This is a genomic window from Duganella sp. Root198D2 (assembly GCF_001428585.1).
In the GTDB taxonomy this organism is placed as follows: Bacteria; Pseudomonadota; Gammaproteobacteria; order Burkholderiales; family Burkholderiaceae_D; genus Rugamonas.
In genome coordinates, this window is the sequence record NZ_LMIC01000003.1 from 227,068 (window position 1) to 234,465 (window position 7,398).

Consider the following 7,398-nt stretch of genomic DNA (forward strand, 5'->3'; position numbering starts at 1 on the left):
GCCATGAATGAACTGAAGGGCCTGACAGCGCTGGTCATCGAGCCCAATCCCAGCATGCGCGCCAGCCTGCACAATATGCTGAGCTTGTGCGGCCTGGTGCGCATTGACGATGCCGCCAGCTCCAACCAGGCCATCCGCGCGCTGGAAACCCGGATCTATGACCTGGTCCTGTGCGAGTACGCCCTGGAAGGCGGCCAGGATGGCCAGCAAATGCTGGAAGACCTGCGCCATCACCGCCTGATCAACGCCGCCACCATGTTCTTCATGGTCACCGGCGAGGGCCAGTTCAGCAAGGTGGTCAGCGCCGCCGAGCTGATGCCCAACGATTACATCCTCAAGCCTTTCGCTGCCGATGCCATGCTGGAACGCATCTGGCGTGCCCTCGACCGTCGCAATGCGCTGCTGCCGGTGTACCAGCTGGTGGACATGGGCGACTTGCGTGCGGCAATTGAAGCGTGCGAGGAGGGCGAGGCCGCGCAGCCGCGCTTTGCCATGGAGTTCCGCCGCCTGCGTGCGGAGATGCACATCCAGGTCGGCGAGCCGGAACTGGCCGAACCGCTGTATGCCGAACTATGGGATAGCCGCCAGGTGCCATGGGCCCGGTTGGGCCAGGCCAAGACCCTGTACCTGCGCGGCCGCTTCGACGAAGCGCGCGACCTGCTGCAAGACCTGCTGGGCAGGAACACCCGCTTCCTCGATGCCTATGACTGGCTGGCGCGCACCCATGAAGCGAATGGCGATCCGGCTGCAGCGCAAGCCGTGCTGGCCAATGCGGTAGAACTGTCGCCGCACGCGGTGCGCCGCTTGCGGCGGCTGGGCGAAGTGGCGCTGGTGGCGGGCGACGTCGAAGGCGCCGAACGCGCCTTCAAGCAGGTGGTGAGCAAGACCCGCTATTCCGAATTCCGCACGCCGGAAGACCATGCCAAGCTGGCGCAAACCCTGGTCAAGAGAGGCGACCCGGTGCAGGCGGCCGCAGTGATCCGCGACCTGGACAAATCGTTGTCCGGCACCCCGAACACCGATGTCTGCAGCGCCATTGCTTCGGCTGCGCTGCATGAATTCACCGGCAACGTGGAACGCATGAACGCCTCGCTGGACTATGCGGTCAGCGGCGTGCGTACCGCAAGCGGCCTGTCGAACGAGATGAAGATGGAGCTGGCGCGCACCTGCCTGGAAGTGGGCAAGGAGGAGCAGGCGACGGAAGTGATGCGCGACGTGATGCGCAATTCCGCCACGCCGGGCGCCATGGAGCGTGCCATGCGCATGATGGAGAAAAGCGGCCACGCCGAACTGGGACAGCGCCTGGCCGACGAAAGCCGCAACGAAGTGGGCGAGATGGTGGCAGCCGGTGCGGCGCTGGCGAAGCAGGGCGATTTCCGCGGCGCGGTCGACCTCATGCTGGAAGCCGTCGCCAAGGTGCCGGACAACGCCCAGGTAGCGTTCAACGCGGCGGTGGCGATCCTGAAATGCCTGGAAAACGAGGGCTGGGACGATGCCTTCGGGCGCCACGTGCTGGCGCTGGTGGCCACGGTGCGCCGCCTCGATCCTGCCAACGACAAGCTGAATGCACTGGCCGGCCTGCACCAGGACATATTGAAGAAATACAACATCCGCCCGGCCGCGCGGCGCGAAGCAGGGGTGCGCGTCGCGATCTGATAGCCGCTGGCGCTACAATGGGCTATGAGCTCCAATCCACCAGAAGAACGCCCGGTCCGCGCCTACCTGCTGAAAAAGTTGTGCAGCGATGATGAGGGTTTGTTTGCGCTCGGCGTGTCGATCGCGCGCGTGGTGCAGATGGCCGATTCGGACGACCAGGGCACGCAAAGTCTGGCCTATCACGTGCTGTCCGACGTGGCGCTGACGCAGAAGATCCTGCGCCTGGCCAATACGCCGCAATACCGCCAGGCCTCGGGCGCGCCGGTAACCACAATTTCCCATGCGATTTCGCTGCTTGGTTTCGATAATGTGAAAACCACGGCGCTGGCCATGCTGCTGGTCGATACCATGGCCAACAGCAAGCATGCGCAAAGTGTGCGGGTGGAGCTGGAGGCGGCGCTGTGCGCCAGCCTGGTTGGGCGCGAACTGGCGCGCTACAGTCCTTACCAGAAGGCGGAGGAAGCGGCGATCGGGGCGCTGTTCAAGAACCTGGGGCCGCTGCTGATCGCCTCGCGCGAACACGACCGCTTCCGCGAGATCAATGCGCTGGTCGTGGCAGGCGAACACTCGCAGGCGCGGGCTTCGCAAATGATCCTGGGCAGCACCTACGACACGCTGACGGCGACCGTGCTGCGCGAATGGAAAATCCCCGACGTCATCATCCGCTCGCTGACGCCCTTGTACGGCAGCACCATGCGGGCGCCGGCCGACCGCACCGAGTGGATACGGCAGGTGGTGCACTTCAGCATGGATGCGGCGCGCGCGCTGACGCGCCTGGGCGGCGTGGCCAGCGACGACGTACGCCTGCTGCACCAGCGTTTCGGCAACGCGCTGGGGCTGGAACGCGAGCAGGTGACCACGGTGCTGACGCGCGCGCGCAGCAGCATGGATGCTTTGTTGAACAGCATGCAGCTGGATGGCGCTTCCAGCGGTTCTGCCGGCGAGCCGGGCGACCCGTATGCGGAACCCGGCGAAGTTCCGGGCGCGGCGGGGACCTTGCCGAGCGTGCTGGCGCTGGCCAGCATGGATTCCGGCGCGAAGGAGGGCGCCTACCCGAGCGGCAAACCGTATGACGCCCGCGAGCAGTTGCTGGCCGGCGTGCAGGAACTGACCGAGATGCGGGTGGAGGGCAAGGCGCGGGTGAATGAGCTGGTGCAGGCGGTACTGGAGACTTTGTACCGCAGCATGGGGTTCCGCTTTGCGACAGTTTGCCTGAAGGATGCGAAGACGGGGCAGTTCCGGGCGCGCATTGCGCTGGGCGACAAGCGGGCCTTGCGGCAGGAGGGCTTCGTGTTCCCCTTGCAGGGCAAGGATCTGTTCCACCTGGCGCTGGATAATGATGCCGATTTGATGATCGCGGATGCCAGTGTGGCCAAGATTCGCGATTTGCTGCCGAAGTGGCACCTGGATTTGCTGCCGGATGCGCGCAGCTTTATCGTGCTGCCATTGGTGGTGCAGGGTGTGCAGCTTGGCTTGTTCTATGCCGATCGTGCCCAGCCTGCGCCGGAAGGGGTGCCGCCGGACGAGACGTCGCTGATTCGGGCGCTGAAGGCGCAGGTGCTGGCGGCTTTGTCCCCCTGAAACCGGTAAGCCGCCGCGGGTTTTCGGTTGTACACCGTTGATCTTCTCAAAACGTCAGAGGACTCGAACCAACTTGCGGCCTCGAAACCGTTGGGGGTCTGACCCTGCGGGTCAGACCCCGGTTTACCGGTTCAGGCAGGTTCAGGTAAGCGTCCAGCCAGCGCCTCGAACTCGGCCACCGGCATCGGCCGCGCAAACAGATATCCCTGCGCCTCATTGCAGTACTTGCTGCGCAAGAATTCCAGCTGCGCCTCCGTCTCCACGCCCTCCGCCACCACGCCCAGCCCCAGCGCATGCGCCAGCCCGATGGTCGCAGCCACAATCACCGCATCATTCGGGTCGCTCTCGATATCCTTCACAAACCCGCGGTCAATCTTGATCCGGTCGATCTCGAACAGCTTCAGGTAGCTGAGCGACGAATAGCCCGTCCCAAAATCGTCGATCGCCACCTTGATCCCGCGCGCCCGCAGCTCGCGCAGCAAGTCGCGGCTGCGTTCCGGATCCTGCATCGCCGCCGACTCGGTGATCTCCAGTTCGAGCAACGCAGGATCAATCCCGCTCTCGCGCAGCAGCTGGTCCAGCAGCGGCAGCAGGGCGTCGCCGTGGCATTGGCGCGCCGACAGGTTGACGGCCAGGCGCAGCGACCCCTGCCAGCGGCGCAGCAAGCCCACGGTCTGCTGCAGCACCCAGTCCCCCAGCGGCAGGATCAGCCCCGATTCTTCCGCAATCGGGATAAAGCGGTCCGGCCCCACCATGCCCAGTTCCGGATGATGCCAGCGCAGCAGCACCTCGGCGCCGATCACGCGGCGCGTGGCCAGTTCCACCTGCGGCTGAAGGTAAAGCTCGAACTCCTTGCGTTCCAGCGCCTGCCACAAGCGGTTCTCCATCATCAAGCGGTCATGGGTGGCGGCATTCATGGCCGCTTCGAAAAACTGGAAGTTGCCGCGGCCCTGGCTCTTGGCTGCATACATCGCCGTATCCGCATGGCGCAGCAGGGCGGCGCTGTCATGGCCGTCGGGCGGGAACATGGCGACGCCGACACTGGTGCCGCTATGGATCGTCTTGCCTGCCAGGTGGAACGGCTCGGCCAGTGCAGCCACGATACGCACCGCGATCTGGCTGGCTTCCGCCGGCGTCACGTTGCCGCCGGTGACCACGATGAATTCATCGCCGCCCAGGCGGGCGATGGTGTCGACTTCGCGTAGCAGCTCGCGCAGGCGGTCGGCGACCGCCGCCAGCAACTGGTCGCCGGTGGCGTGGCCGTGCGTGTCGTTGATCTTCTTGAAGTGATCGAGGTCGAGGAACATCACGGCAGCCGTGCCATTGGCGCGGCGCGTCTGCGCCAGCAACTGGTCGAGGCGCAGGTTGAGCGAGAGGCGGTTATCCAGCCCGGTCAGCGGATCGTGGTGGGCCAGCTTGTAGATCCGTTCCTGGGCGCGCTGCTGCTCGGTCAGGTCGTGCACGATGGCGACGAATACATTGCCGTCGGGGAGTTCCACCTCGCTGACCGAAATCGCGGTCGGGAAAATGCTGCCATCGTGGCGGCGGCCGCTGGATTCGTGCTCGTGGGTGGCGCCGCTGGCGATATTGCGCAGCACGCGTGGCGCACTATCGCTTTCCGCTTCCGGCAGCAGGACCGCCAGCGGCATGCCGGCCAGCGCTTCGGCGGGATAACCGAACAGGCGGCAAGCCGCGGCATTGGCCGAGACCAGCAGGCCATCGGCGCCGATGGTCAGGATGGCGTCGGCCGCCTTGTCGAGGATGGCTTGCAGGCGCGCTTCGCGCTCGCGCAGGCGGATCGTGCTTTCCTTTACCTGCTGCTGGATCTGGGCGCGTTCGCCGCTGGTCAGCAGCATCAGGGCGCCCAGCAGCCCTGTCAGCATCAGGCCCGCACTCAGTACCAGCCAGCTTTGCCAGCCGTGCTGGTGCACCATGTAGGCAGCCGAGGGCGCCAGCACCAGTTCGTAGTCGCGGCCGCCAAGGCTGAGCTTGCGCCAATAGTCGTCTTCGTTCGGCGCGCGCGACATCAGGTCGACCAGCGTGGTCGGTCCCGGCTCGCTGCGGTCGACCAGGCGGGCCTGGATATGCGGGAAATCGGCGGCGGCCAGCGCGCCGTTGACGTAGGTGTCGATCTGCATCGCCAGCAGCAGCATGCCGGCCGCCGCTTGCCCATCGCCCGGATCAACCGCTTGCAGCAGCACCACGCCGCTGCCTTCGCCCGGCATCGACAGCATGACCGGTGCGCTGGCAACCGGCTTGCCGCTGCGCAGCGCTTCACGCACGGCTTGCGCGCGGACCGGTTCGGCCAGCCAGTCCAGTCCCTGGTAATGGCGGCGCGCCGCAGGCTCGATGAACAAGGTCACCATATGCTCGCCAGGCGGCACCTCGGCATGGCGGTGCACGGAATGGCTGTGTGAGTGGCCGGGTTCAGTGGACGGGGCGATGATGCGGAAGTCCGCGCCGATGGTGTCGCGCGCCCAGGTTTCAAAAGCCGGGCGATCGGCCTCGGATACCGGCCGCAGCCAGGCCATCGACAGCAGCTCGGGCCGCTGGTCGAGGTAGCCATGCGCAATCTTGTCGAAGCCTTGCGCCGACATCACGCGCCCATAGCGGTTGATGGCGCGCGCCATGGCGAATACATACCGCTCGTGCTCGCTGAAACGGGACTGCAGCAAGTCGCCCACCTGTTGCGCCTTGAGGCGGAAGCCTTCCAGGTGCTGCCGGGTTTCCCAGCGCGCCACCAGCACGTACAGCATCACGCACAGGGTGACCAGGAAGAGCTGGGGTACGCCCACCAGCAAGCGACGGCGCTGCCACAGCGCGCGCGGCTGGCCGAACAGTACCCAGCACAGCGGCGCGGCCAGCATGACGCCGATGGCATCGCCAATCCACCAGGTCAGCCAGCTGGTCGGCAAATCGCGCGGCGCAATGGCGCCGGCGGCAGCTGCGGCGCCATTGGACAGCGTGCTGCTCACCAGCGTCACGCAAACTGCCAGCAGCAGGAAGCGCAGCACATCGCGCCCGGCACCGATTTCTGGCCGGATCGCGCGGCGGAAATACAGCATGCCGAGCCACGCCTGCAGCGCCGAACCAAAGGCGGCAGCGAGTGCAGCCAGTCCTTGCGGCAAAGGCGGCAGGGTCAGCGGATTGGGCGCACCCGGCAGGGGCAGGAAATTGATCAGCAGGGCGCCGATGGCGACGCCGGGCAGCAGGCGCGGCCCAAAGGTAACGATGCTGGCCAGGGCGATCCCGGCCGGCAGGAAGAGGGGACTGGCATAACCGGGCGCCAGGGACAAGTAGAGGCAGAAGCGCCCGATGACCGCGTAGGCCGCCAGCAGCAGCAGGTTGGCGGCCAGCGTGCGCGGCCAGCCGGGGGAGGGATTCTTCACAGAATGGGCGCTCCGGTGCACGGAATAAGTTGACCGATTTTAAAGCAAAAGGTGCAACGCAAAAACAACACTTGCAAATTTGCAGGAGTAGCCATTACAATCTCGCCCCGAAGCGCACGTCATGCAGCGTTTGCGAAATAAGCAAATAACGATGTTGACAGTGTTGGAAAGTTGCTTCATACTCTGCGGTTCCTTCGCGGAGGGGTGGCCGAGTGGTTAAAGGCAGCAGACTGTAAATCTGCCCTCTTATGAGTACACTGGTTCGAATCCAGTCCCCTCCACCAAAGCTTGCAGGTAGCTAAGTGAAGTAGTAGTCGAAAGTAGTCGGAACCTCGCGGGTGTAGCTCAATGGTAGAGCTGAAGCCTTCCAAGCTTATGACGAGGGTTCGATTCCCTTCACCCGCTCCATGCAGCACAGTAGTAAAAATAAGCCCTTGTAGCTCAGTGGTAGAGCACTCCCTTGGTAAGGGAGAGGCCACGTGTTCAATCCACGTCAAGGGCACCAGAATTCTGCAGTATCCATCTGATTAGTCGGGCGCGTGCCCAGCAACTCAACATTTGTTAGGAGTCTAAAATGGCAAAAGAAAAGTTCGAGCGGACTAAGCCGCACGTGAACGTTGGCACCATCGGTCACGTTGACCATGGCAAGACCACCCTGACCGCTGCTATCGCAACCGTCCTGTCGAAGAAATTCGGCGGCGAAGCCAAAGCTTACGACCAGATCGACGCTGCTCCAGAAGAAAAAGCACGCGGCATTACCATCAACACCGCC

At 64.5% G+C, this 7,398-nt stretch carries 4 protein-coding genes and 3 tRNA genes; 6 read left to right on the forward strand and 1 reads right to left on the reverse strand.

Annotated features, from left to right (window positions below; genetic code table 11):
- Positions 1-3: 3 nt before the first annotated feature.
- Both ASE26_RS06135 and ASE26_RS06140 read left to right on the forward strand, forming a co-directional pair.
- Positions 4-1,656 carry a tetratricopeptide repeat-containing response regulator gene (locus ASE26_RS06135; protein WP_055928246.1) on the forward strand — a complete coding sequence of 551 codons (1,653 nt, stop codon included), beginning with the start codon at positions 4-6 and terminating at the stop codon, positions 1,654-1,656.
- 24 nt (positions 1,657-1,680) lie between these two features.
- Positions 1,681-3,237 (forward strand): HDOD domain-containing protein, encoded by a 1,557-nt coding sequence (locus tag ASE26_RS06140; protein WP_057245770.1) that lies wholly within the window; start codon positions 1,681-1,683, stop codon positions 3,235-3,237.
- A 131-nt stretch (positions 3,238-3,368) separates the two neighbouring features.
- On the opposite strand, the gene ASE26_RS06145 is transcribed toward ASE26_RS06140, so the two are convergent.
- Positions 3,369-6,626 carry an EAL domain-containing protein gene (locus ASE26_RS06145; RefSeq protein WP_057245771.1) on the reverse strand — a complete coding sequence of 1,086 codons (3,258 nt, stop codon included), beginning with the start codon at positions 6,624-6,626 and terminating at the stop codon, positions 3,369-3,371.
- Positions 6,627-6,824: 198 nt separating this feature from the next.
- Here ASE26_RS06145 and ASE26_RS06150 point away from each other — a divergent pair.
- The 4 genes from ASE26_RS06150 to ASE26_RS06165 form a co-directional block, all read left to right on the forward strand.
- Positions 6,825-6,910: transfer RNA gene (locus ASE26_RS06150), tRNA-Tyr, on the forward strand.
- Between the two features lie 50 nt (positions 6,911-6,960).
- Positions 6,961-7,034: transfer RNA gene (locus ASE26_RS06155), tRNA-Gly, on the forward strand.
- Between the two features lie 22 nt (positions 7,035-7,056).
- Positions 7,057-7,131, forward strand: a tRNA-Thr gene (locus ASE26_RS06160).
- Positions 7,132-7,200: 69 nt separating this feature from the next.
- Positions 7,201-7,398: GTP-binding protein (locus ASE26_RS06165; protein WP_057245772.1), on the forward strand; the 198-nt coding region annotated here is incomplete at its 3' end.